Source organism: Pseudescherichia vulneris NBRC 102420, assembly GCF_000759795.1.
In the GTDB taxonomy this organism is placed as follows: Bacteria; Pseudomonadota; Gammaproteobacteria; order Enterobacterales; family Enterobacteriaceae; genus Pseudescherichia; species Pseudescherichia vulneris.
Map to the genome: position 1 here is coordinate 401,585 of NZ_BBMZ01000008.1, position 24,084 is coordinate 425,668.

A 24,084-nucleotide genomic window follows, 5' to 3' on the forward strand; every position below is an offset into this window, starting at 1 on the left:
GATTTCTTCTTCTGCCCTCCGGTAGAAGAAAAGAGAATCGGGCCCTTGCGCCTGAAATAATGTAGCGGAGAGTAAGCATGGCGGGGAATGACCGCGAACCTATTGGACGTAAAGGCAGACCTGCGCGTCCGGTAAAAGAGAAGGTAAGCCGTCGTCGTCTCAGAGATGAAGAGATGGACGATGCGTATGACGAAGACGACGCACCTGCGCCGCGCCGTGGTAAAGGCGGCGGCAATGGCAAAGGAAAAGGCGGCAAGCGCAAGCGCGGCTGGTTCTGGCTGCTGCTGAAGATCTTTATCGTTCTGCTGGTGCTGTTTGCGATTTACGGACTCTATCTCGATCAGAAGATCCGCAGCCGCATCGACGGCAAAGTCTGGCAGCTGCCAGCGGCGGTGTATGGCCGGATGGTCAACCTCGAACCTGAGATGCCGATCAGCAAGAACGAGATGGTGAAGCTGCTGGAGGCCACCCAGTACCGCAAGGTGACGGCGATGACCCGTCCCGGCGAGTTTACCGTGCAGGCTAACAGCATCGAGATGATCCGTCGTCCGTTTGACTTCCCCGACAGTAAAGAGGGGCAGGTCCGCGCTCGCCTGACGTTCAGCGATAACCACCTGGACACCATCGAGAACATGGAGAACAACCGCCAGTTCGGTTTCTTCCGTCTCGATCCGCGTCTGATCACCATGCTCTCCTCGCCGAACGGCGAGCAGCGTCTGTTCGTCGCGCGTAACGGCTTCCCGGATCTGCTGGTGGATACCCTGCTGGCGACCGAAGACCGTCACTTCTATGAGCATGACGGGATCAGCTTCTTCTCCATCGGGCGTGCGGTGCTGGCGAACCTGACGGCGGGACGCACGGTGCAGGGGGCGAGTACCCTGACCCAGCAGCTGGTCAAAAACCTGTTCCTCTCCAGCGAGCGCTCCTACTGGCGTAAGGCGAACGAAGCCTATATGGCGCTGATCGTCGATGCGCGCTACAGCAAGGATCGTATTCTTGAGCTGTATATGAACGAGGTCTACCTCGGTCAGAGCGGCGATAACGAAATCCGCGGCTTCCCGCTGGCGAGCCTCTACTACTTTGGCCGTCCAGTAGAGGAGCTGAGCCTTGACCAGCAGGCGCTGCTGGTGGGTATGGTGAAAGGGGCCTCGATCTACAACCCGTGGCGCAATCCGAAGCTGGCCCTTGAGCGACGTAACCTGGTGCTGCGCCTGCTGCAGGAGCAGAAGGTCATCGACCAGGAGCTGTACGATATGCTCAGCGCCCGGCCGCTCGGGGTGCAGAAGCGCGGCGGGGTGATCTCACCGCAGCCGGCGTTTATGCAGATGGTACGCCAGGAGCTGCAAGCGAAGCTGGGGGATAAGGTTAAGGATCTCTCCGGCGTGAAGATCTTTACCACTTTTGACTCGGTGGCGCAGGACGCAGCGGAGAAAGCCGCTGTGGAAGGTATTCCGGCCCTGATCAAACAGCGTAAGCTGACCGATCTGGAGACGGCGATGGTGGTCGTTGACCGCTTCAGCGGCGAAGTTCGCGCCATGGTGGGCGGGGCGACGCCGCAGTTTGCGGGCTACAACCGTGCCATGCAGGCGCGACGCTCCATCGGCTCGCTGGCAAAACCGGCGACCTATCTCACCGCGCTGAGCCAGCCGAACCAGTATCGTCTCAACACGTGGATTGCCGATGCGCCGATCTCTCTGCCCCAGCCTAACGGCAAGGTGTGGTCTCCGCAGAACGATGACCACCGCTTTAGCGGCCAGGTGATGCTGGTAGATGCGTTGACCCGCTCAATGAACGTCCCGACGGTAAACCTCGGGATGGCGCTGGGCCTGCCAGCGGTGACCGACACCTGGACCAAGCTGGGCGTGCCGAAGGATCAGCTGCATCCGGTTCCGGCGATGCTGCTGGGGGCGCTGAACCTGACTCCGGTTGAGGTGGCGCAGGCGTTCCAGACCATCGCCAGCGGCGGTAACCGTGCAACGCTTTCCGCGCTGCGTTCGGTGATTGCCGAAGACGGGACGGTGCTCTACCAGAGCTTCCCGCAGGCGGAGCGTGCGGTGCCTGCTCAGGCGGCATACATGACCCTGTGGACCATGCAGCAGGTTATCCAGCGCGGCACCGGTCGTCAGCTGGGAGCGAAGTATCCGGGCCTGCATCTGGCAGGTAAAACCGGGACCACCAACAACAACGTCGACACCTGGTTCGCCGGGATCGATGGACGTGAGGTGACCATTACCTGGGTAGGACGTGATAACAACCAGCCGACCAAGCTCTACGGTGCCAGCGGGGCGATGGCCATCTACCAGCGCTATCTGGCGAACCAGTCGCCGATCCCGCTGGATCTGACTCCGCCGGAGGATATCGTCAACATGGGCGTGGACGAAGGCGGTAACTTCCTCTGCGGCGGCGGAGTGCGCTCGCTGCCGGTATGGACATCGAATCCGGATGCCCTCTGCCAGCAGAGCGAGATGCTGCTCCAGCAGCAACAGCAACAGCAGCAGCAGAGCGGTAACCCGTTTGAACAGTCGTCACCGCAACCGCAACAGCAGCCTCAGCAGCAGCAACAACAGCCGCAGCAGCAGGAGAAGAGCGACGGCGTTGCAGGCTGGATCAAAGACATGTTTGGCAACTAAGCCGTAGTAAACAGTGCCGGGCAGCATGATGCTTGCCCGGCCTACACCCCTACAGTTTTAACCCTCTTGTAACACCCTGTTATCCGTCTGGTTATTCCTTAATCCCTTAATTGTCGTAGGGGCGCATAACTCTTGCTATCTCCGCGAGGCCTGGCATATTATGCTGCGGTCATAATAATAATTATCGTTTACGTTATCATTCCATTATCCAGAGAGAAGCACCATGGCGCGTTCTGAAACTGCTCAGCCGGTCAACCTTTCGCTGCGTAAAATTGCCGTGGTGGTTGCCACTGCGGTCGGCAGCATCTCCTTTGCCGCACAGGCAGCTCCAAAAGAAGATACCATCACCGTTACCACCGCTGCCGCTGAGCAGGAGAGTGCCTGGGGCCCGGCACCGACCATCGCCGCCAAGCGTACGGCGACGGCGACCAAAACCGATACCCCGATTGAGAAAACGCCGCAGTCTATCTCCGTGGTGACCCGCGAAGAGATGGACATGAAAGATCCCTCCACGGTGAAAGAGGCGCTGAACTATACGCCAGGCGTATTCGCCACCCGCGGCAGCTCGGAAACCCTCGACGTGATCTCCATCCGTGGTTTTAGCGCCTCTACCGGCGCGAACACCAACCAATATCTCGACGGCTTGAAACTTCAGGGTGATAACTACTCTGAATCCTCTATGGATCCCTATTTCCTTGAGCGTATCGAGCTGATGCGTGGCCCGACCTCGGTACTCTATGGCAAGAGCAACCCCGGCGGCATCGTCTCTATGGTCAGTAAGCGTCCGACCACCGAGCCGCTGAAAGAGGTGGAGTTCCAGATGGGAACCGATAACCTCTACCAGACCGGCTTCGACTTTAGCGATGCCATCGACGATGACGGCGTGTTCTCCTACCGCCTCACCGGCCTGGGTCGCAGTGAAGATGCCCAGCAGACCATGGTTAAATCAACCCGCTATGCCATCGCGCCCGCCTTTAGCTGGCGTCCGGATGACAAAACCGATTTCACCTTCCTGAGCAACTTCCAGAGCGATCCGGATGCGGGCTACTACGGCTGGCTGCCGCGCGTCGGCACCGTGGTGCCGTACACCGACGCCAACGGTAACGCCCACAAGCTGGATACCGATTTCAACGAAGGCGAGCAGGACAACCGCATGTCCCGCCGCCAGCAGCAGATTGGCTACAGCTTCGCGCACGCCTTTGACGACACCTTCACGGTGCGCCAGAACCTGCGCTATACCCGTCTGCATACGCTCTACACCTCGGTCTACGGCAACGGCTTTACGGCCCCGACGCAGATCAACCGCGCCTTTGTCCGCTCCGATGAAGATCTGAACTCCTTCACCGTGGATACCCAGCTGCAATCCGCCTTTGCCACCGGCGCGGTGGATCACACCCTGCTGACCGGCGTTGACTACCTGCGCATGCGCAACGACATCAACGCGGACTACGGCTCGGCCGATCCGATAGACATGGTGGAGCCGCAGTATGGCAATGCTAACGTCAACGTTAACTTCCCGTATGCGGTGATTAACCGTCAGGAGCAGACCGGGCTCTACGCCCAGGATCAGGCCGAGTGGAACCACTGGGTGCTCACCCTTGGCGGCCGCTACGATTTTGCGAAAACCTCGACCTACACCCGCTCTACCAGCTCGCTGAGCGAGATCAACGACCAGCAGTTCACCTGGCGCGGTGGGGTAAACTATGTGTTTGATAACGGTATTGCGCCGTACTTCAGCTACAGCGAATCCTTCGAGCCGGTCGCCGGTTCAACGAAGCAGGGCAAACCGTTCGATCCGTCACGTGGCAAGCAGTATGAAGCGGGCGTGAAGTATGTGCCGAAGGATATGCCGGTTACCGTCACGGCAGCGGTATTCCAGCTGACCAAAGACAACAACCTGACGGCAGATCCGTCTGATAGCGCCTTCAGCGTGCAGGGCGGGGAGATCCGCTCCCGCGGCCTTGAGCTGGAAGCGAAAGCGGCCCTGACCAGCAATATCAACCTGACGGCGGCCTACAGCTATACCGATGCCGAGTACACTGACGATACGCTCTACCAGGGCAAACGTCCGGTGGAAGTGCCGCGTAACATGGCCTCCCTGTGGGCGGACTACACCTTCCACGAGACGGCGCTGAGCGGCCTGACGCTGGGCGCGGGCGCTCGCTACGTGGGCGATACCTCCAGCTTCTACACCGTTGGTGATAACGTCAACGGCACCTTCAACGTCGGCAGCTACACGCTGGTGGATGCGACGGTGAAATACGATCTGGCGCGCGTCGGCATGCCGGGCTCCTCCGTGGGCGTGAAGGTTAATAACCTGTTCAATCGGGAATACGTCTCCAGCTGCTATCGCGACTACGCGTGCTACTGGGGTGCCGATCGCCAGGTTGTGGCTACCGCCAGCTTCAGCTTCTAATCTCCTCCTCTCAGGGCACGGTTAATCGTGCCCTTTTTATTGATAAGTTGGTCCCATGCAGGAAAACAATACGCTTCCCGATACCACCTTTCAGCTCTGTGACGTCTCCTTTCATGTGCCCGGACGCACGCTGCTGCATCCGCTGTCGCTGACCTTTCCAGCCGGCAAGGTCACGGGTCTTATCGGTCACAACGGCTCGGGTAAATCCACCTTGTTAAAGATGCTGGGTCGCCATCAGCCGCCGTCCGAGGGCGATATTCTGCTGGACGGTCAGCCGCTGGAGAGCTGGAACAGCAAAGCCTTTGCTCGCCGTGTCGCCTATCTGCCGCAGCAGCTGCCGCAGGCGGAGGGGATGACGGTGCGCGAGCTGGTGGCGATTGGACGCTACCCGTGGCACGGGGCGCTGGGACGTTTTGGCGTGGCCGACCGGGAGAAGGTAGAGGAGGCGATTAACCTGGTGGGACTCAAACCGCTGGCCCACCGGCTGGTGGATAGCCTCTCCGGCGGCGAGCGCCAGCGGGCGTGGATCGCCATGCTGGTGGCGCAGGACAGCCGCTGCCTGCTGCTGGATGAGCCGACCTCGGCGCTGGATATCGCCCATCAGGTGGATGTCCTGGCGCTGATCCATCGCCTGAGCCAGCAGCGTGGGCTGACGGTGATCGCCGTGCTGCACGATATCAATATGGCGGCGCGCTACTGCGACTATCTGGTGGCGCTGCGCGGTGGAGAGAAGATTGCCGAGGGGACGCCGGAAACGCTGATGCAGGCCCAGACCCTGGGGCAGATCTACGGCATCCCGATGGGCATCCTGCCCCATCCGGCAGGGGCGGCACCGGTGAGCTTTGTCTACTGATGGCGGGGTTACCTATGATTAGTCGCCGCCGTTTGCTGACCGCGATGGCCCTTTCGCCGCTGCTGTGGCGGGCAGGAACCGCACGGGCGGCAGCCCTTGATATTCACCGCATCGTAGCGCTGGAGTGGCTGCCGGTAGAGCTGCTGCTGGCGATGGGCGTCGCCCCTTACGGCGTTGCCGACGTGAATAGTTACAACACCTGGGTCAACGAGCCCAAGCTGCCCGCCTCGACAATTGATGTCGGTCTGCGAACCGAACCTAACCTTGAGCTGCTCACGCAGATGCAGCCCTCGTATCTGGTCTGGTCGGCAGGCTACGGCCCCTCAGCGGAGGTGCTGGCGCGGATTGCCCCTGGCCGAGGCTTTAACTTCAGCGACGGCAAGAAGCCGCTGACCATGGCGCGCAACTCAATGAATGAGATGGCCCAGCTGCTCAACCTCGAGTCGGCGGCCCGGACACACCTCGATACCTTTGATGCCTTTATCGCCGCGATGAAACCGCGTTTTGCCCGGCGCGGCGACAGGCCGCTGCTGATGGTCACCCTGCTTGACGCGCAGCATATGCTGGTCTTTGCCTCGAACTGCCTGTTCCAGGAGACGCTGGATGAGTTTGGTATCCGCAACGCCTGGCAGGGGGAAACCACCTTCTGGGGCAGCACCACGGTGAGCATTGATCGGCTGGCGGTCTATAAGGACGCGGACGTGATCTGCTTCGATCACGGCAACGAGCAGGATATGCAGCGCCTGATGGCGACTCCGCTGTGGCAGGCGATGCCGTTTGTTCGGGCGGGACGCTTCCAGCGCGTGCCAGCGGTGTGGTTCTACGGAGCGACGCTGTCGGTGATGCACTTTGTCCGCGTTCTGGATAACGCCCTGGGAGGTAAAGCATGAGCAAGCGTATCGCGCCGCTTCCCGCCCTGCTGCTGGCGATCCTGTTTATCGCCGCCGCCTGGCTGACCTGGGCGAACCTCTCCCAGGCTCTGCCGCGTGACCAGTGGTCGCAGGCGATCTGGCACCCGGACGTGGATGCCATTACCCAGATGATTTTTCACTACAGCCTGCTTCCCCGGCTGGCAATCTCCCTGCTGGTGGGGGCCGGGCTCGGGCTGGTGGGCGTGCTGTTCCAGCAGGTATTGCGTAACCCGCTGGCAGAACCGACTACGCTGGGCGTCTCGACCGGGGCACAGCTGGGCATTACCGTCACCACGCTGTGGGCGATCCCCGGCGTGGCGGCCTCGCAATTTGCTGCCCTGCTTGGGGCTTGCGTCGTGGGCGCGCTGGTCTTTGGCGTCGCCTGGGGCAAACGCCTGTCGCCGGTGACGCTGATCCTCGCCGGGCTGGTGGTAAGCCTCTACTGCGGGGCGGTGAACCAGCTGCTGGTGCTGTTCCATCACGAGCAGCTGCAAAGCATGTTTATGTGGAGCACCGGCACCCTGACCCAGACCAGCTGGAGCGGGGTAGAGCGTCTCTGGCCGCAGCTGCTGGGCGGGGCGATGCTGACCCTGCTGCTGCTGCGCCCGCTGACCCTGATGGGGCTGGACGACGGCGTAGCGCGTAATCTGGGCCTGGCGCTGTCGCTGGCCCGCCTGGGGGCGCTGCTGCTGGCGATTGTCCTCAGCGCGCTGCTGGTTAACGCGGTGGGGATCATCGGCTTTATCGGCCTGTTTGCGCCGCTGCTGGCGAAGATGCTGGGGGCGCGTCGGCTGCTCTCCCGTTTGCTGCTGGCTCCGCTGATTGGGGCGCTGATCCTCTGGCTTTCGGATCAGGTGATCCTCTGGCTGACCCGCGTCTGGATGGAGGTCTCCACCGGCTCGGTGACGGCCCTGATTGGTGCGCCGCTGCTGCTGTGGCTGCTGCCGCGCCTGAAAAGCATGAGCGCCCCGGAGATGAATGCCGGGGACAACGTTCCCACTGAACGCCAGCACCTGCCGCGCTGGGCACTGGGCGGCATCGTCGTTCTGCTGCTGGCGGTGATGGCTGCCCTGGCGCTGGGCCGCGATGCCCAAGGCTGGCACTGGGCCAGCGGTGAGATGCTGGACGCCCTGGCGCAGTGGCGCTGGCCGCGCATCATTGCGGCGCTGGTGGCGGGCGTGATGCTGGCGGTCGCGGGCTGCATTATTCAGCGGCTGACCGGTAACCCGATGGCCAGCCCGGAAGTGTTAGGGATCAGCTCCGGCGCCGCCTTTGGTATCGTGCTGATGCTCTTCTTTGTGCCGGGGAACGCCTTTGGCTGGCTGCTGCCTGCCGGGAGCCTTGGCGCGGCGGTGACCCTGCTGATTATCCTGATCGCGGCAGGGCGGGGCGGTTTCTCTCCGCACCGGATGCTGCTGGCCGGGATGGCGCTTAGCACCGCGTTTACTATGCTGCTGATGATGCTCCAGGCAAGCGGCGATCCACGCATGGCGCAGATCCTCACCTGGATCTCCGGCTCGACCTATAGCGCCACCGGCGAGCAGGTGATCCGCTCGGCCATCGTGATGGTGATACTGCTGGCGCTCGTGCCGCTCTGCCGCCGCTGGCTGACCATTCTGCCGCTGGGCGGTGATACCGCCCGTTCGGTGGGGATGGCGCTGACGCCGTCGCGTATCGGTCTGCTGCTGCTGGCCGCCTGCCTGACCGCTACGGCGACGATGACCATTGGCCCGCTGAGCTTTATCGGCCTGATGGCCCCGCACATTGCGCGGATGATGGGCTTCCGGCGGACGGTGCCGCACATGGTGATCTCGGGGTTGATTGGTGGGGTGATGCTGGTGTTTGCCGACTGGTGCGGGCGAATGGTGATGTTCCCGTATCAGATCCCAGCCGGGCTGCTGTCGACCTTTATCGGTGCGCCGTACTTTATCTATCTGCTGCGTAAGCAGAGCCGATAGTTTTCCCCGGTGGCGCTGCGCTTACCGGGGCTACAGAGTCCGTAGGCCGGGTCAGGCGAAGCCGCCACCCGGCAATTAACGGTAAAACTACAGTTGGGCAAACGCCTTGCGCGCGGCGTCGAGGGTCTTGTTGATATCCTCGTCGCTGTGGGCAATGGACATAAAGCCCGCTTCAAACGCCGACGGCGCCAGGTAGATCCCCTCATCCAGCATCAGGTGGAAGAAGCGCTTGAAGCGTTCCACGTCGCACTTCACCACGTCCTGATAGCAGGTTACGGTCTCGGCATCGGTAAAGAAGATCCCGAACATGCCGCCGACGTGATTCACCACCAGCGGGATCCCCGCGTCCTGTGCCGCGTCCAGCAGGCCGTCAGCCAGGCGAGTGGTCAGATCCGTCAGGGTTTCGTGCACGCCCGGCTGGGACACCTCGGTTAAGCAGGCATAACCCGCTGCCATCGCAATCGGGTTACCGGAGAGGGTTCCCGCCTGGTAAACCGGCCCGGTTGGAGCCAGGGCGTCCATTACGTCGCGACGGCCACCAAACGCGCCCACCGGCATCCCGCCGCCGATGATTTTGCCGAGGCAGGTCAGATCCGGCACCACGTTGTAGTGTGCCTGCGCGCCCGCCAGCGCAACGCGGAAGCCGGTCATGACTTCGTCAATGATCAGCAGCGCGCCGAACTCATCACACAGCGCGCGCAGGCCCGGCAGGAACTCCGGCTGCGGCGGGACGCAGTTCATGTTGCCCGCGACCGGCTCGACGATAATGCAGGCGATCTCCTGCGGATACTGCTCAAAGGCTTCCCGCACCGAGGCCAGATCGTTATAGGTGCAGGTCAGGGTATGTTTAGCGAAATCCGCCGGCACCCCCGGTGAGTTGGGTTGACCGAGAGTGAGCGCGCCGGAGCCCGCTTTCACCAGCAGGCAGTCGGCGTGGCCGTGGTAGCAGCCCTCGAACTTAATAATTTTGTCGCGGCCGGTAAAGCCACGCGCCAGGCGAATGGCGCTCATCGTCGCCTCGGTGCCGGAGTTGACCATCCGCACCATATCCATGGTCGGGACCAGTTCGGTCACCAGCGCCGCCATCTTCACTTCCATCTCGGTGGGTGCGCCAAAGCTCAGGCCGCGCTCCGCCGCTTCGATCACCGCGTTGCGGATCGCCGGGTGGTTATGGCCCAGCACCATCGGACCCCAGGAGCCGACGTAGTCGACATAGGCCTTACCGTCCGCATCGTAGAGGTAAGCTCCGTCAGCGCGCTCGATAAACAGCGGCGTGCCGCCGACGCCGCTGAAGGCGCGGACCGGCGAGTTGACGCCGCCGGGGATAAGCTCGCGTGCCGCGCTGTAGAGGTTTTCTGACTTACTCATGGATTCGTTCCTGGTTGGTAGAGAAGGTAATTGCACTATTCTAAGGTATTCCGCGTTTGTTATAAAAGGATCGCCCAGGTAAACTACCTGCCCTAATTGTATGACTAATTCATTTTCGGCTATGAAAATAAAAACCAATGCGATGCGAACGCGGCGGATCCTCCGCCTACTGCAGCGGGATAAGACGCCGCTGGCGATCTTACTGATGGCTGCGCTGGTGGGCACTCTCGCGGGCGCTGTCGGCGTCGCCTTTGAGAAGGCGGTCAATGCGGTCAGCCTCTGGCGACTCGGCACGGTGGCGCAATTCGCTGATGACGCTGCGTGGCTGATGTGGCCCCTGGTCTTTGTACTCTCGGCGCTGCTTGCGATGGTGGGCTACTTTCTGGTGCGCCGCTTTGCCCCGGAGGCAGGCGGCTCGGGCATTCCCGAGATCGAGGGTGCGCTGGAGGAGCTGCGTCCGGTACGCTGGTGGCGCGTCCTGCCGGTCAAGTTTATCGGCGGCATGGGCACGTTAGGCGCGGGCATGGTGCTGGGTCGTGAAGGGCCGACGGTGCAGCTCGGGGGCAACGTTGGCCGCATGGTGCTGGATATCTTCCGCATGCGCGGCACCGAGGCGCGGCACACCCTGCTGGCCACCGGCGCGGCGGCGGGGTTGTCGGCGGCCTTTAACGCGCCGCTGGCCGGGATCCTGTTTATCATCGAGGAGATGCGACCGCAGTTTCGCTACAACCTCATCTCGATTAAGGCGGTCTTTACCGGCGTGATCATGTCGAGCGTGGTGTTTCGCTACTTTAACGGCGAGGCGGCGGTGATCGACGTAGGCAAGCTGACCAATGCGCCCATCAACACGCTGTGGCTCTACCTGGTGCTGGGGATGATCTTTGGCTGCGTCGGCCCGTTGTTTAACACCCTGGTTCTGCGTACTCAGGATCTCTTTGGCCGCCTACACGGCGGGCAGATTGGCAAGTGGGTGCTGATTGGCGGAGCCATTGGCGGCTTGTGCGGGGTGCTGGGGCTGATCGTGCCTGAGATCTCCGGGGGCGGCTTTACGCTGATCCCCATTGCGGCAGCGGGCAACTATACCGCCGGGATGCTGCTGTTTATCTTCGTTGCGCGGGTGATTACCACACTGCTCTGTTTCTCGTCCGGCGCGCCGGGGGGCATCTTCGCCCCGATGCTGGCGCTGGGCACGCTGCTGGGCACGGCGTTCGGCATGGCCTGCGCAGAGATTTTCCCGCTCTACCACCTTGAGGCGGGCACTTTTGCCATCGCCGGGATGGGGGCGCTGCTGGCCGCCTCGGTACGCGCGCCGCTGACCGGTATCGTGCTGGTTTTGGAAATGACTGACAATTATCAGCTCATTTTGCCAATGATTATTACCTGCCTGGGTGCCACGCTACTGGCACAGTTCTTAGGCGGTAAGCCGCTCTACTCCACGATCCTCGCCCGCACGCTGGCGAGGCAGGGAGGCGATCCTGACGGCAAGCCTCGCCAGGAGAATACTTGAACGATTTACCAGGGTAATGGATAATATGCACAAAGATCGGGCGGGTTAACGTCCGGATCGCCGTATCAATGGGAGTTTAAAATGAGTGATGACGTAGCGCTGCCTCTGCAATTTACTGAAGCAGCAGCAATTAAAGTAAAAAGCCTGATCGCGGATGAAGAGAATCCGAACCTGAAACTGCGCGTCTACATTACCGGCGGCGGTTGCAGCGGCTTCCAGTACGGTTTTACCTTTGACGACCAGATCAACGATGGCGACATGACCATTGAGAAGCAGGGCGTTGGGCTGGTTGTAGATCCGATGAGCCTGCAATACCTGGTTGGCGGCGCGGTAGACTACACCGAAGGGCTGGAAGGTTCCCGCTTTGTGGTCACCAACCCGAACGCCAAAAGCACCTGCGGGTGTGGCTCCTCATTCAGCATCTAAATCGCACCACGCTCGCCGTAGGCCGGGCAAACAGCGTGCCGCCCGGCATTACAGCGGTGGCATGGTAACGCCCGGTGGCGCCACGCTTACCGGGCCTACAAACTGGTTTTAGCCTCGATTCTCATCCAGCGCAAAAGTGGGCAGCTTCAGGTGCCAGCGGATCGCCGCCAGGCGGATAGTTAAGGTTACTACCATCCCCAGCATACTGGCGCTCTCCAGCGGTACGGCAAAGGTATAGAACGCTGTTGCGTGGACGATGCCGCCGATAATGCAGGCGGTAGCGTAAATTTCAGTGCGCAGGATCATCGGTATCTCCCGCGCCAGCACGTCACGAATAATCCCCCCGCCGACGCCGGTCAGCACGCCCATGCAGATCGCCACCATTGGCCCGGTCTCCGCCAGAAACGCTTTATTCACGCCGATGCCGACAAATACCGCCAGCCCGACGGCGTCCAGCACCGGCAGGATCCACTTTGGCAGCCTGCGCGGCTGACGCACCAGCACGATCGTCAGCAGGCAGGTGACCATCGCGACCACCAGGTCGGTGGGATCTTTGACCCAGAATACTGGCCCATGGGCGAGCGCCATATCGCGGATCGTGCCGCCGCCAATAGCGGTCACCACGCCTAATACCAGCACGCCGAAGGGATCCATACGTAGCTTTCCGGCCAGAAGAACGCCGGAGATGGCGAAAACGGCCGTGCCGATGATATCCAGCCAGTAGACGAGCATTGCTTATCCTCGATTATTTCCCTGCCGCCAGCGCGGTACAGAGTTGTTTTGCGGCGAGGATAATACGCGGGCTTGCGCGTTCAAACCAGTCGCTGTTGAGGACAATAAGTGGAATTTTGAGCTGTTTATCCCAGAATTGCGCAACCTCTGCGGCCTGAGTAGCATTTCCTGCAAAAACAATCGCCTCGGGCTGGCGGGCCAGCACGTGCTCACGGCTCACCTGCGGCCAGGGTACCCGGCTGGCGGCAAAGATATTTTCGCCTCCGCACAGCTCCAGCACCTCGTTCTGAATTGAACCTTTGGCGGTGGTGAAGAGTGGGGTGCCGCCAAACTGTATAAATACCCGTTTAGGCGTGGCGCTGGCGTAGCGTGCCTTCAGCTCGGCGTAGTCGGCCAGCAGCGTGTCAGCGGCGTGGTTAGCCTGCTCAGGGGCAGGGCTATAAGGAGCCAGCTGGCGCAGCGCCGCCGCGATCTGCTCCACGGTCTGGGCGTCGATCCACAGCACCTTGATACCGAGGCCCGCTAGCTGGTTGACCTGCCGCTCGGCGTTGCCGCCGCGCCAGGCCAGCACCAGATCCGGCTTAAGCGCGACGATGCGCTCAAGGTTGATCCCCTGAAAGCTGGCTACCTGCTCGATCTTTTCGGCCGCAGGTGGATAGTCAGAGAAGCTACTCACCCCGACCGGCTCGATCCCCGCCGCAAAGGCAAGCTCGGTATTGGCCGGGGAGAGGGTCACTACGCGGGGGGCGGCCAGCGCCGACCCCGCCGCCAGCAGCAGGGCGACGAGCGCCCTAACGCCGCGGTTAGCCACGCGCCAGCTTCTGCACGAGGGTTTCAACCATCAGGCTGGACTGCTTCGCCGCCACCGCCAGGAACTCGTCGAAGCTCAGGTGCGATTCACGGTCGGCCACGTCGGAGATGGCGCGAACCACCACGAAGGGCACGCCGAAGCTGTGGCAGACGTGAGCGATAGCGGTCGCTTCCATCTCAACGGCCACGGCCTGTGGGAAGTGGCTGCGGATCTTTTCCAGACCGGCTGCGCCGTTGATAAAGGCATCGCCGCTGACGATCAGCCCGCTGGCAGCGTTGAGGTTATGCTCAGCGATACAGGCTTTGGCGGCCGCAATCAGTTTCTCATCGGCCTTGAAGCCCGCCGGGCAGCCTGGCAGCTGGCCATACTCGTAGCCAAATGCCGTCACGTCGGCATCGTGGTAGCGCGCTTCGTCGGAGACCACGATGTCGCCCACGTTCAGCGTCGGGGCCAGGCCGCCGGCGGAGCCGGTGTTGATGATGGCATCCGGCTGGCAGCGCTCCAGCAGCAGGGCCGCGCCCATTGCCGCTGCCACTTTACCAATGCCCGATTTCAGCAGCGCAACGTCAACGCCATGCAGCTGGCCAGTGTAAATTTCGCTGCCGCCCACGCTGTGGGTCTGACGGTTTTCGATTTTGTCGCGCAGGAGCGCAACCTCTTCTTCCATTGCACCAATGATGCCGATTTTCATAGATTTACTCGCGATAAGCCAGATTTGAGGGCATAGTCTATCATGCGCTTACGGGGAAGCGCATTGCTCAGGGGGAGAGGATATGGCACAGATCGATTTCCGCAATAAGATTAACTGGCGTCGCCGCTACCGTTCACCCCAGGGCGTGAAAACCGAGCGCGAAGTGTTACGCATCTTCGAGAGCGATCGCGGTCGGATCGTCAACTCAGCCGCTATTCGTCGTCTGCAGCAAAAGACCCAAGTCTTCCCGCTGGAGCGCAACGCGGCGGTGCGTACCCGTCTGACCCACTCGCTGGAGGTGCAGCAGGTCGGGCGCTACATCGCCAAGGAGATCCTTAGCCGCCTGAAGGAGATGCGCCTGCTGGAGCGCTACGGGCTGGACGAGCTGACCGGCCCCTTTGAGAGCATCGTTGAGATGGCCTGCCTGATGCACGACATCGGCAACCCGCCGTTCGGCCACTTTGGCGAGGCGGCGATTAACGACTGGTTTCGCCAGCGCCTGCACCCGCAGGATGCCGCCAGCCAGCCGTTGAGCGGCGATCGCTGCGAGGTGGTCTCCCTGCGCCTGCGTGACGGCGAGGAGGCGGCCAACGACCTGCGGCGCAAGGTGCGCCAGGACCTCTGTCACTTTGAGGGCAATGCCCAGGGGATCCGCCTGGTGCACTCCCTGATGCGCATGAACCTCACCTGGGCGCAGGTAGGCTGCATCCTGAAATATACCCGCCCGGCCTGGTGGCGGGGCGAGCCACCCGCCAGCCACAGCTATTTAATGAAAAAACCGGGCTACTACTTCTCTGAAGAGGAGTACGTGGCGCGGCTGCGTAAAGAGCTGGACCTGGATACCTGGAGCCGTTTCCCGCTGACGTGGGTGATGGAAGCGGCGGACGATATCTCCTACTGCGTCGCCGATCTGGAGGACGCGGTAGAGAAAAACATATTTACCGTGGAGCAGCTCTACCAGCATCTCTATAACGCCTGGGGGCCGCACGAAAAAGGATCGCTATTTTCTCAGGTGGTAGAGAACGCCTGGGATAAATCCCGGGCTAACTCCCTCAGCCGCAGCGCGGAAGATCAGTTCTTTATGTATCTGCGGGTCAATACCTTAAATAAGCTGGTGCCCTACGCTGCCCAGCGCTTTATTGATAACTTACCGCAGATCTTCTCCGGCGAATTTAACCATGCCCTGTTGGAAGACGACAGCGGCTACAGCCAACTGCTTGAATTGTATAAGAGCGTGGCGGTTGAAAATGTCTTCTGCCACCCCGATGTTGAACAGCTGGAACTGCAAGGCTATCGCGTCATCAGCGGGCTGCTGGATATTTATCGCCCGCTGTTGCAGATGACGCTGGCGGACTTTAGCGAGCTAGCGGAAAAAGAGCGGGTGAAGCGTTTTCCCATTGAAACCCGCCTGTTTCATAAGCTCTCAGGACGCCACCGCCTGGCCTATGTAGAAGCCGTGAGCAAGCTATCGCGTGATGAAGCAGACTTCCCGGTGCTGGAATATTATTACCGCTGTCGCCTTATTCAGGACTATATCAGCGGCATGACCGATCTCTATGCCTGGGACGAGTACCGACGGCTGATGGCGGTTGAATAATATCTGAGCGATTGTAAAGACGCTCAATAAATTTTTACTTTTAACAACACGTTATGCCGGAACTTCGCGCTATAAATTGACTCTTATCGATACTTACACGCCGTTTTGCGTTATCAGTAAATAGAGATTAAGCGACATGAAAAAAACCACGTTAGCAATGAGTGCCCTGGCTCTGAGTTTAGGTTTAGCCCTGTCCCCGCTGTCGGTATCAGCGGCCGAAACCGCCTCAGCGATCCCGCCATCACAGCAGATGCCAAGCCTGGCACCGATGCTGGAAAAAGTGATGCCGTCGGTAGTGAGCATCAACGTTGAAGGCAGCACCACGGTCAATACCCCGCGTATGGGGCGTAACTTCCAGCAGTTCTTTGGTGAAAACTCGCCGTTCTGCCAGGAGGGGTCGCCGTTCCAGAGCTCGCCCTTCTGCCAGGGTGGACAGGGTGGCGCTGACGACGGTGGCCAACAGCAGAAATTTATGGCGCTGGGCTCCGGCGTGATTATTGATGCGGCGAAAGGCTATGTCGTGACCAACAACCACGTGGTCGATAACGCCAGCACCATTAAGGTCCAGCTGGGCGATGGGCGTAAATTTGATGCCAAGGTGGTGGGCAAAGATCCGCGCTCCGATCTGGCGCTGATCCAGATTCAGGATCCGAAAAACCTGACCGCCATTAAGCTCGCTGACTCCGATGCCCTGCGCGTGGGTGACTACACGGTAGCCATCGGTAACCCGTTTGGCCTCGGTGAGACGGTCACCTCGGGCATCGTCTCGGCGCTGGGCCGTAGCGGCCTGAATGCCGAAAACTACGAGAACTTTATCCAGACCGATGCGGCGATCAACCGCGGTAACTCCGGCGGTGCGCTGGTGAACCTCAACGGTGAGCTGATCGGTATCAACACCGCGATCCTCGCCCCGGACGGCGGCAACATCGGTATCGGCTTTGCGATCCCAAGCAACATGGTGAAAAACCTCACCGCGCAGATGGTGCAGTATGGCCAGGTGCGCCGTGGCGAGCTGGGTATTCTCGGCACCGAGCTGAACTCCGAGCTGGCGAAGGCGATGAAGGTTGACGCCCAGCGCGGGGCCTTTGTTAGCCAGGTGATGCCGAACTCGTCGGCGGCGAAAGCGGGCATTAAGGCAGGGGATGTGATCACCTCCCTGAACGGTAAGCCAATCAGCAGCTTCGCGGCCCTGCGGGCAGAAGTGGGCTCAATGCCGATCGGCAGCAAGGTCTCGCTGGGCCTGCTGCGTGAAGGCAAGCCGGTTACCGTTAGCCTTGAACTGCAGCAGAGCAGCCAGAACCAGGTGGAATCCAGCACCATCTTCAGCGGCATTGAAGGCGCTGAGATGAGCAACGCAGGCCAGAACAAGGGCGTCACCGTCAGCAACGTGAAGGCGAACAGCCCGGCAGCGCGCATCGGCCTGAAGAAAGGTGATGTGATTATCGGCGCGAACCAGCAGCCGGTGAAGAACATTGCCGAACTGCGTAAGATCCTCGACAGCAAGCCTTCAGTGCTGGCGCTGAATATCCAGCGTGGCGATACCTCTCTTTACCTGCTGATGCAGTAATCGCATTACCCCTTCTCCGCCCGGGGAAGGGGTCTCCTCACAGATTCTGTGAGGCCTTCCACAACTCCACACTTCCGCACCGTGCTTTGTGCTTTTGCACAATGCAGCGCGCTGGCAACTCCCTTATTCTTGTGATCTGCTCAGGGGAGGGATTACATGGCTGGCTGGCATCTTGATACCAAAATGGCGCAGGATATCGTTGCGCGCACCATGCGCATTATCGATACCAACATCAACGTGATGGATGCGCGCGGGCGCATTATTGGCAGCGGCGATCGGGAGCGTATTGGGGAATTGCACGAAGGTGCGCTGCTGGTGCTCTCTCAGGGGCGCGTAGTGGATATCGACGACGCGGTTGCTCGTCATCTGCATGGCGTACGCCAGGGGATCAACCTGCCGCTGCGTCTGGAGGGGGAGATTGTCGGGGTCATCGGCCTGACCGGTGAGCCGGAGACGCTGCGTAAGTATGGCGAGCTGGTGTGCATGACCGCCGAAATGATGCTGGAGCAGTCCCGTCTGATGCATCTCCTGGCCCAGGATAGCCGCCTGCGCGAGGAGCTGGTGATGAACCTCATCCAGGCCGAGGAGCACACGCCAGCCCTGACCGAGTGGGCGCAGCGTCTGGGGATCGATTTAAACCAGCCGCGCGTAGTGGCGGTGGTGGAGGTCGACAGCGGTCAGCTTGGCGTCGACAGCGCCATGGCCGAGCTACAGCAGCTGCAAAATGCGCTGACCACGCCGGAGCGTAACAACCTGATTGCTATCGTCTCCCTCACCGAGATGGTGGTATTGAAACCCGCCCTCAATCCGTTTGGCCGCTGGGATGCCGAAGACCATCGCAAGCGCGTAGAGCAGCTGATCGCCCGCATGAAAGAGAACGGCCAGCTGCGCTTTCGCGTCGCGCTGGGCAACTACTTTACCGGACCGGGCAGCATTGCCCGCTCCTACCGCACGGCACGCACCACTATGATGGTGGGCAAGCAGCGTATGCCGGAGAGCCGGAGCTACTTCTATCAGGATCTGATGCTGCCGGTGCTGCTGGATAGCCTGCGCGGCGGCTGGCAGGCCAACGAGCTGGCGCGTCCGCTTACCCGCCTGAAGGCGATGGATAACAACGGCCTGCTCAGGCGAACCCTGGCGGCGTGGTTTCGCCACAACGTGCAGCCGCTGGCGACCTCAAAGGCGTTGTTTATTCACCGCAATACGCTGGAGTATCGCCTGAATCGTATCTCGGAGCTGACCGGGCTGGATCTGGGGAATTTTGACGACAGGCTGCTGCTCTATGTGGCGTTGCAATTAGACGAACAAAGATGATTTTTGCCCGGTGGCGCTTCGCTTACCGGGCCTACGGGTGAGCGCCTGTAGGCCTGATAAGCAGAGCGCCATCAGGCGTAATGCACTTACTTGTTACGCGTTAACTTCTCAAGGTCGGACTCGATCTCGTTGATCTTGTTGGTCACCACGCTTTCAAGGTGGCGAAGGTCATCGAGGATCTTCCGTTTCAGGTCGATCTCGCTGCGATCGCGCTGGCAGATCTGATCCAGCTCGTCGATCACATACCGCAGGTTCGGGCTGATCTCCTGAACCTCTTTGTAGCCCTGGCCCACGCCGTCGGCGACCACGGTTTTACGCTGGCGTGGGTACTTAAACTTCACGCTTTTAGCAAAAAACTCGCCCCTGTCCTTATGAAAATAGATTTTCAGAATATCGTTATTGGCCTCCTGGCGAAGGCTATAGCGATCGATTTCATCCGGATTGGTAATGCCTAAACTTTTCAGATTATCGTACATAGCGGTACCCTTAAGCTCAACATAACCTATGAATAATTAACGAAAAATTCTATTTTGGCCACCAGCAAATGTAAAAAAAGCGGGGTAGCCCCCGCTTTTTTATCGCCCATTAGTCGATGGTACGCAACAGTTCGTTAATACCAACTTTGCCGCGCGTCTTCGCGTCGACCTTTTTCACGATAACCGCGCAGTAGAGGCTGTATTTGCCATCTTTTGACGGCAGGTTGCCGGAGACCACCACTGAGCCTGCCGGAACGCGACCGTAGTGCACTTCACCGGTTTCACGATCGTAAATACGAGTGCTCTGACCGATGTAAACGCCCATGGAGATCACTGAACCCTCTTCGACGATCACGCCCTCAACCACTTCAGAGCGCGCACCGATGAAGCAGTTGTCTTCGATGATGGTTGGATTCGCCTGCAGCGGCTCAAGAACGCCACCGATGCCCACGCCGCCGGAGAGGTGAACGTTTTTACCGATCTGCGCACAGGAGCCAACGGTGGCCCAGGTATCGACCATGGTGCCTTCGTCAACGTAAGCGCCGATGTTGACGTAGGAGGGCATCAGCACGGTATTGCGAGCGATAAACGCGCCCTGGCGCACGGCAGCCGGAGGCACTACGCGGAAGCCCTCTTTCTGGAAGCGCGCTTCGTCGTAGTTAGCGAACTTCATCGGCACCTTATCGAAGTAGCGGCTTTCGGCTCCGTCGATAACCTGATTATCGTTGATACGGAAAGAGAGCAGCACCGCTTTCTTCAGCCACTGATGCGTTACCCACTGGCCGTCGATCTTCTCGGCAACGCGCAGCGCGCCGGAGTCCAGCAGGGAAATCACCTGGTTTACCGCTTCACGGGTCACGGTATCCACATTCGCCGGAGTGATCTCGGCGCGACGCTCAAAAGCGGACTCAATAACGTTCTGTAACTGCTGCATTGTTAAACTCTTTCCATATAAATAAACACACTACCCTTTATCGTTTGGATTGAGGGCCTCTGTCAACCGTTGTTGTACTTCCTTCTGCAACACATTATTAAGACCACGCCGGTCGGCGGTAGCGATTATAAATAAATCTTCTACTCGCTCGCCGATTGTCGAAATTCTCGCCCCATGAAGCGAGATCCCAAGGTCGGCAAATACCTGGCCGACGCGGGCGAGCAGGCCCGGCTGGTCGAGAGAGATAAGCTCAAGAAAGCTCTTTCTGTCGGTGTGGGTCGGCAGAAAATTGACCTCGGTATCGACGGTAAAATGACGCAGCCTCGGCGGCTGGCGGCGCGGCTGCGGCGGCTGCCAGCTGCTCTGAGTGATGGCCTGGAGTAACCCCTGCTGGATCGCCTGGTGACGATCCGGCGAGAGCGGGCTGCCGTCCGGCTCCAGCACAATAAAGGTATCCATCGCCATGCCGTCGCGGGTGGTAAAGATCTGCGCGTCGTGAACGCTCAGGTTACGGCGGTCCAGCTCGGCGCAGACGGCGGCAAAGAGGTAGGCCCGGTCCGGGCTCCAGATAAAGATCTCCGTTCCGCCGCGCGTCGCCTGCGGACTGAGCAGGATCATCGGCTGGGTGAGATCGTGCCGCAGCAGATGCCGGGCGTGCCAGGCCAGCTGGTTTGGGCTGTGGCGGACAAAGTAGTTCGCCCGGCAGCGCGCCCAGATGTGATGCAGCGCCTCTTCGTTGATGTTGTCCATCCGCAGCAGGGCCAGCGCCTGCAGCTGATGGTGGCGCACGCGCTCGCGCATATCCGGCGTGCTCTGCACGCCACGACGCAATTGCTTCTCAGTGGCAAAGTAGAGCTCGCGCAGCAGGCTCTGCTTCCAGCTGTTCCATAGGGTCTCGTTGGTGGCGCAGATATCCGCCACCGTCAGGCAGACCAGGAAGCGCAGGCGGTTTTCCGTCTGCACCTGTTCGGCAAACTGCTTGATCACCTCGGGATCCTGAATATCCCGGCGCTGGGCGGTGACGGACATCAGCAGATGCTGACGCACCAGCCAAGTCACCAGCTGCGTCTCCCGCGAGTTAAGGCCGTGCAGCTCGGCAAACTTCTGCACGTCCTGCGCGCCGAGCACCGAGTGATCGCCCCCGCGGCCCTTAGCGATATCGTGGAACAGGGCGGCAATCAAAATCAGTTCAGGATGGGTAAGGCGCGGCCAGAGATCGACGCAGAGAGGATGCTTCTGCCGCGTCTCCTCCCGCGCAAAGCTCTCCAGCTTCAGCAGCACGCGAATGGTGTGCTCATCCACCGTATAAGCGTGGAAGAGGTCGAACTGCATCTGGCCGACGATGTGCGACCACTGGGGCATGTAGGCCCACAGCACGCTGTGCCGGTGCATCGGCAGCAGGCCACGGCTCACCGCGCCGGGGTGGCGCAGCATGCTGAGGAACAGGGTCCGCGCCTCCGGGATGTAGCACAGCGGCTGGGTCAGATGGCGGCGAGCGTGGCGCAGGTGGCGCAGGGTAGTGGAGTAGATCCCGGTGATGCTGCTGTTACGCACCATCATATAGAACATGCGCAGGATCGCCTGCGGCTCGCGGATGAACAGCGTCTCGTCGCGCAGGTCGATCAGCGTGCCGCGCAGCTGGAACTCTTCATCGATAGGGCGGGGCTTCTCGTCGGTGGTGAGGGCCAAAATCGCCTCATCAAAGAGCTGAAGCAGCATCTGATTCAGCTCGGATACCCGACGGGTAACGCGATAGAAGTCCTTCATCATCTGCTCTACCGGCTCGTTGCCGTCGCCGACATAGTTGAGCCGCTGGGCGACGCTGAGCTGACGATCGAACAGCAGACGGTTGTCGTAGCGGTTGATCTCCAGATGGAGGGCAAAGCGGATGCGCCACAGCAGATGCTGACACTCGTTAAGCTCGTTACGCTCGGCCTGGGTTAAGAAGCCGAAGCCTACCATCTCGCTCAGGGAGGTGGCTCCGAAGTGGCGACGCGCCACCCACTGAAGGGTATGAATATCCCGCAGGCCGCCGGGGCTGCTTTTGATATCCGGCTCCAGGTTATAGCTGGTGCCGTGGTAGCGCTGGTGGCGCTCATTCTGCTCGGCAACCTTGGCAGCAAAAAAGGTCTCTGAAGGCCAAAAGCCATCGCTAAAGATATGCTTTTGTAGCTCAAGGAAGAGGGCGACGTCGCCAATCAGCAGGCGAGACTCAATCAGGTTGGTGGCCACGGTGAGATCGGCAAGCCCCTCCAGCAGGCACTCTTCCAGGGTGCGCACGCTGTGGCCCACCTCCAGCTTCACGTCCCACAGCAGGGTCAATAGCTCGCCGATCTTCTGCGCCTGCTCGTCGGGCAGCTTTTTACGGCTGAGGATCAGCAGGTCGATATCTGAGAGCGGATGCAGCTCGCCGCGACCGTAGCCGCCTACTGCAACCAGCGCCGCATCGCCGTACTCCGCGAAGCCATACTCCACCCACAGGCGTTGCAGAAGCTGATCGATAAACTCGGTTCGGGCTTCAATGAGCTGCTCGGCGGAGAGGCCCTGGTCAAAGACGTGGCCCAGCCACTGCTGGAAGGTATCGATATGCGCCTTGATATCCGCGCAGTTCAGGCTGCTCTGCGGCCAGGAGGAGGGGTTAGCAGGCTGGCCGGGGAGGGAGGGCGCCGTGTGGCTAAACTGTTCTGAAAGAGTGTGGCTCATATCGCGTTGCGCTGCCCCCAATATAAGTAAAAGCTATCGCCATAAAAAAGCCGGCAATCGCCGGCTTCTTATCATTCGTTGTGCGAGAGTATCGCCGGGATGGTGTCATCCTTGCGGAGCGTCATAATTTCGCAGCCGTTCTCTGTCACCACAATAGTATGCTCGTACTGCGCCGACAAGCTCCGGTCTTTGGTTTTTACCGTCCAGCCATCTTTCATGGTGCGGATACGGTAGTCGCCTGCGTTGACCATCGGCTCAACGGTGAAGGCCATACCGGCCTGCAGCACCACGCCGCCGTCGTCAGCATCATAGTGCAGCACCTGCGGCTCTTCGTGGAAGCCACGGCCAATGCCGTGCCCGCAGTACTCGCGCACCACAGAGAAGCCTTCCGCTTCGACAAACTTCTGGATCGCCGCGCCAAGGGTGCGCAGACGGATGCCCGGCTTCACCATCTTCAGCGCCAGGTAGAGGCTCTCCTGGGTGACACGGCACAGGCGCTCGCCCAGAATGGTTGGCTTGCCAACGATAAACATTTTCGAGGTGTCGCCGTGGAAGCCGTCTTTGATCACGGTAACGTCGATGTTAACGATGTCGCCGTCTTTCAGACGTTTCTCGTCGTCCGGAATACCGTGACACACCACTTCGTTAATCGAGATGCAGACGGATTTCGGGAAGCCGTGGTAGCCGAGGCTGGCGGAGACCGCGTGCTGCTCGTTAACGATGTGATCGTTACAGATACGATCCAGCTCGCCGGTGCTTACGCCCGGTTTAATGTGCGCTTCGATCATCTCCAGCACTTCTGCAGCGAGGCGGCCTGCCACGCGCATTTTTTCGATATCTTCCGGGGTCTTAATTGGGATAGCCATGAATTCTGTCCATTAGCGTCGATGCATTGATAATAAACGTCATCGACAATAATTGTGTAAGTGCTGTCAATGTTACCAGTCCGAGACATAACCTGCCAAATTGAGAATTTCTGGCAGCACGCTACGCCAACAACTGTTGGAGTCTGCGGCGATTTTATGGTATAAAGCGCGCCGGACTTCCGTTCCTTCTTGTGGAGCGTGAGCCACAAATCTCACTTTGTGTAATAACACACACGTATCGACACATATTCCGGGGTGCCCTTTGGGGTCGGTGATATGGGATACGTGGAGGCATAACCCCAACTTTTATATAGAGGTTTTAAT

At 60.2% G+C, this 24,084-nt stretch carries 18 protein-coding genes; 10 read left to right on the top strand and 8 right to left on the bottom strand.

Annotation, left to right across the window (positions count from 1 at the left end; genetic code table 11):
- The first annotated feature begins 77 nt into the window (after positions 1-77).
- From mrcB to fhuB, 5 genes are all read left to right on the top strand, one after another.
- Positions 78-2,630: a bifunctional glycosyl transferase/transpeptidase gene (mrcB, locus tag EV102420_RS07730; RefSeq protein ID WP_042390581.1), complete on the top strand. Its 2,553-nt coding sequence runs from the start codon at positions 78-80 to the stop codon at positions 2,628-2,630.
- 223 nt (positions 2,631-2,853) lie between these two features.
- Complete coding sequence (gene fhuA / locus EV102420_RS07735; RefSeq protein ID WP_042390582.1) at positions 2,854-5,046, top strand: ferrichrome porin FhuA; 2,193 nt, start codon at positions 2,854-2,856, stop codon at positions 5,044-5,046.
- Between the two features lie 55 nt (positions 5,047-5,101).
- Positions 5,102-5,899 carry a Fe3+-hydroxamate ABC transporter ATP-binding protein FhuC gene (fhuC, locus tag EV102420_RS07740; RefSeq protein ID WP_042390583.1) on the top strand — a complete coding sequence of 266 codons (798 nt, stop codon included), beginning with the start codon at positions 5,102-5,104 and terminating at the stop codon, positions 5,897-5,899.
- Positions 5,899-6,789, top strand: a complete 891-nt coding sequence (gene fhuD, locus EV102420_RS07745; RefSeq protein WP_042390584.1) for a Fe(3+)-hydroxamate ABC transporter substrate-binding protein FhuD — start codon at positions 5,899-5,901, stop codon at positions 6,787-6,789. Before fhuC ends, fhuD begins: the two co-directional genes overlap by 1 nt.
- A complete protein-coding gene (gene fhuB / locus EV102420_RS07750; protein ID WP_042390586.1) occupies positions 6,786-8,768 on the top strand; it encodes a Fe(3+)-hydroxamate ABC transporter permease FhuB in 1,983 nt (660 codons plus the stop codon). Before fhuD ends, fhuB begins: the two co-directional genes overlap by 4 nt.
- A gap of 87 nt (positions 8,769-8,855) precedes the next feature.
- Here fhuB and hemL read toward each other — a convergent pair whose 3' ends face one another.
- Positions 8,856-10,136 (bottom strand): glutamate-1-semialdehyde 2,1-aminomutase, encoded by a 1,281-nt coding sequence (gene hemL, locus EV102420_RS07755; RefSeq protein ID WP_042390588.1) that lies wholly within the window; start codon positions 10,134-10,136, stop codon positions 8,856-8,858.
- Between the two features lie 100 nt (positions 10,137-10,236).
- Between hemL and clcA the strand changes: the two genes are divergently transcribed.
- Together clcA and erpA are read left to right on the top strand one after the other, a co-directional pair.
- Positions 10,237-11,643 carry a H(+)/Cl(-) exchange transporter ClcA gene (gene clcA, locus EV102420_RS07760; RefSeq protein ID WP_052512335.1) on the top strand — a complete coding sequence of 469 codons (1,407 nt, stop codon included), beginning with the start codon at positions 10,237-10,239 and terminating at the stop codon, positions 11,641-11,643.
- A gap of 81 nt (positions 11,644-11,724) precedes the next feature.
- On the top strand, positions 11,725-12,069 hold the full coding sequence (gene erpA, locus EV102420_RS07765) for an iron-sulfur cluster insertion protein ErpA (RefSeq protein WP_042390590.1): 345 nt from the start codon (positions 11,725-11,727) through the stop codon (positions 12,067-12,069).
- A 108-nt stretch (positions 12,070-12,177) separates the two neighbouring features.
- Here the strand turns inward: erpA and EV102420_RS07770 are convergent, their stop codons facing one another.
- From EV102420_RS07770 to mtnN, 3 genes are read right to left on the bottom strand one after another with little or no spacing between them, the layout of a single operon-like run.
- Positions 12,178-12,801 carry a TRIC cation channel family protein gene (locus EV102420_RS07770; protein WP_042390592.1) on the bottom strand — a complete coding sequence of 208 codons (624 nt, stop codon included), beginning with the start codon at positions 12,799-12,801 and terminating at the stop codon, positions 12,178-12,180.
- A 13-nt stretch (positions 12,802-12,814) separates the two neighbouring features.
- The gene (btuF, locus tag EV102420_RS07775; RefSeq protein WP_042390594.1) at positions 12,815-13,612 is read right to left on the bottom strand and encodes a vitamin B12 ABC transporter substrate-binding protein BtuF; all 798 of its coding nucleotides are present in this window, start codon (positions 13,610-13,612) and stop codon (positions 12,815-12,817) included.
- Positions 13,605-14,303 (bottom strand): 5'-methylthioadenosine/S-adenosylhomocysteine nucleosidase, encoded by a 699-nt coding sequence (mtnN, locus tag EV102420_RS07780; RefSeq protein WP_042390597.1) that lies wholly within the window; start codon positions 14,301-14,303, stop codon positions 13,605-13,607. Before mtnN ends, btuF begins: the two co-directional genes overlap by 8 nt.
- Positions 14,304-14,385: 82 nt before the next feature.
- Between mtnN and dgt the strand changes: the two genes are divergently transcribed.
- From dgt to cdaR, 3 genes are all read left to right on the top strand, one after another.
- Positions 14,386-15,900 carry a dGTPase gene (gene dgt, locus EV102420_RS07785; protein ID WP_042390599.1) on the top strand — a complete coding sequence of 505 codons (1,515 nt, stop codon included), beginning with the start codon at positions 14,386-14,388 and terminating at the stop codon, positions 15,898-15,900.
- Positions 15,901-16,036: 136 nt separating this feature from the next.
- Positions 16,037-17,467 carry a serine endoprotease DegP gene (gene degP / locus EV102420_RS07790; RefSeq protein ID WP_042390601.1) on the top strand — a complete coding sequence of 477 codons (1,431 nt, stop codon included), beginning with the start codon at positions 16,037-16,039 and terminating at the stop codon, positions 17,465-17,467.
- Between the two features lie 156 nt (positions 17,468-17,623).
- Positions 17,624-18,781: a DNA-binding transcriptional regulator CdaR gene (gene cdaR, locus EV102420_RS07795; RefSeq protein WP_042390603.1), complete on the top strand. Its 1,158-nt coding sequence runs from the start codon at positions 17,624-17,626 to the stop codon at positions 18,779-18,781.
- An 86-nt stretch (positions 18,782-18,867) separates the two neighbouring features.
- Here the strand turns inward: cdaR and EV102420_RS07800 are convergent, their stop codons facing one another.
- The 4 genes from EV102420_RS07800 to map all read right to left on the bottom strand — a co-directional run bounded on the left by EV102420_RS07800 (position 18,868) and on the right by map (position 23,760).
- Positions 18,868-19,257, bottom strand: a complete 390-nt coding sequence (locus tag EV102420_RS07800) for a DUF3461 family protein (protein ID WP_042390605.1) — start codon at positions 19,255-19,257, stop codon at positions 18,868-18,870.
- A gap of 109 nt (positions 19,258-19,366) precedes the next feature.
- Positions 19,367-20,191: a 2,3,4,5-tetrahydropyridine-2,6-dicarboxylate N-succinyltransferase gene (gene dapD, locus EV102420_RS07805; RefSeq protein WP_042390607.1), complete on the bottom strand. Its 825-nt coding sequence runs from the start codon at positions 20,189-20,191 to the stop codon at positions 19,367-19,369.
- Positions 20,192-20,221: 30 nt separating this feature from the next.
- On the bottom strand, positions 20,222-22,894 hold the full coding sequence (gene glnD, locus EV102420_RS07810) for a bifunctional uridylyltransferase/uridylyl-removing protein GlnD (RefSeq protein WP_042390608.1): 2,673 nt from the start codon (positions 22,892-22,894) through the stop codon (positions 20,222-20,224).
- 71 nt (positions 22,895-22,965) lie between these two features.
- Complete coding sequence (map, locus tag EV102420_RS07815; RefSeq protein WP_042390610.1) at positions 22,966-23,760, bottom strand: type I methionyl aminopeptidase; 795 nt, start codon at positions 23,758-23,760, stop codon at positions 22,966-22,968.
- Between the last annotated feature and the right edge of the window lie 324 nt (positions 23,761-24,084).